The 1,515-nt window shown below is 46.9% G+C and carries 1 protein-coding gene; it reads right to left on the bottom strand.

Features of this window, described 5'->3' with window-relative positions:
* Position 1: 1 nt before the first annotated feature.
* Positions 2–1,360, bottom strand: coding sequence for an IS4 family transposase (locus ACTHRH_RS25630; RefSeq protein WP_144942086.1), 1,359 nt, complete (start codon positions 1,358–1,360; stop codon positions 2–4).
* Positions 1,361–1,515 lie beyond the last annotated feature (155 nt).

The raw sequence follows: 1,515 nt of genomic DNA, 5'->3' as shown, positions 1-1,515 counted from the left end.
CTCAACTTTCGCAGCTTAAATTCGGCAGATAGGCCTTGATGTAGCTGGGTAAACCAGCAAACCATTGTTGGAGTTGCGTTTGGATAAGTGATGTGATTCTTTTGCTCGCTTTCTTAGCTACGTTCTCAAGGATTTCAATGAGTTGTCCCAGAGCAACTGCCCAATCCAATTGACTAACTTCATCGCAGAGCAGGTGAAATAAGCCGCCCAAAGTGCGGTTGTCCGTACTTTGTCGGTGTTGCCATGCCAGCAATATGTATCGAGAGAAGACAATCGTAGTGTGACTGATGAGCAAATCGTAAGAACGACCTTGAAATTCCTTTTGCAGACGCAGCAACGATTTGGCACACTTAAAGAACACCTCAATGTCCCAGCGAATTCCGTAAATCCGGATGATCTCTTCTTCTGAGAGTGAAAGGTCGGTGCATAGAATGGCGAGCCATTCCTTTTTGTTCGAACGATGGCGTACAAAGACGATGATAACGGGAATCCCCGGAGACAGCTTGGTGCGGATGGAACGCAAGATGCCCTTGTTCTTTCCTTGAACGGGGAGGGCTTCGTAATAAAGCTCTTGTAGAGTTAATCGCCGCCCGCGGTCAAGATAGCGTTTCTTATCGGCTTTGACCATGCCGATCACATCCAGACCGCGACAAAGCATTGCTTGGATCAGCGGAGCATGCGTAAACCAACTATCCATAAGCACGTAGGAAGCTTGCACGCCAGCGGAAAACGCGCGATCGATCATGGCGGGGATGACCTCAGGAGCAGGCAAGAGAGCTTCCATCCGTCGCTTGTAGCCGGACGTTCGCTTATCGATCCCCTTCATGATGCCGTTTACTTGGGATTTGAGAGAAGCAAGCAAGGAAAAGTCAACGGGAATAAACGTATGGCCATCCGACCAACCAAGTGTGAGCATCCGAAATCCTTTGTAATAGCAGCCGGTCGCATGATCTTTAAACCTGGAAAGCAACTCGACCATCTTGCTGCGATTCCGCTCAAACATGGAATCGTCGACAACAAATACGGATACGCGGTCCGTTCCTGTAAGGGGCTGGACTTTACCGATGGTAGAGGAACTGAGCAAGGATAAGAACCGACGCCAAGCGTAGCCACTATGATTGAGAAAACGATAGACAGCGTCCTTGCCCGGAAACGATTCTCCCCTGTCGCTTTCCAGCAAACGAAACCAATTTTTGTGATGAAACAAGAGTACAAAGACAAGCTGGAATAAGAACGAGCATGTATAGCCGAATTTCTTCTTGAAGCCTGCTGTTCTCAAGTGTTGCAGCACTTTGAGTTCTTTGAAAGCCGGTTTAATCTCATTTGGAAGTTGATTATATGGTACGTTTTGATCTATCATGTAGAGGACACCTCTTCTATATGGTAGTGATTGCTGGATACTCTCACTTTACCAAATGAAGCGGTGTTTTTCTATTTACAACCTCAGTATTACATTCACCGTTAGTTCAGTCACATCATGCAATTATGCCGATTTTCGCTCTGCGAAAGTTGAGT

Origin of the sequence: Paenibacillus sp. SAFN-117 (genome assembly GCF_051966115.1) — a bacterium.
Taxonomy (GTDB): Bacteria; Bacillota; Bacilli; order Paenibacillales; family NBRC-103111; genus Paenibacillus_L; species Paenibacillus_L residui.
Note: the sequence above shows the minus strand (reverse complement) of the source record. Positions and strands in the feature narration are given on the sequence as shown.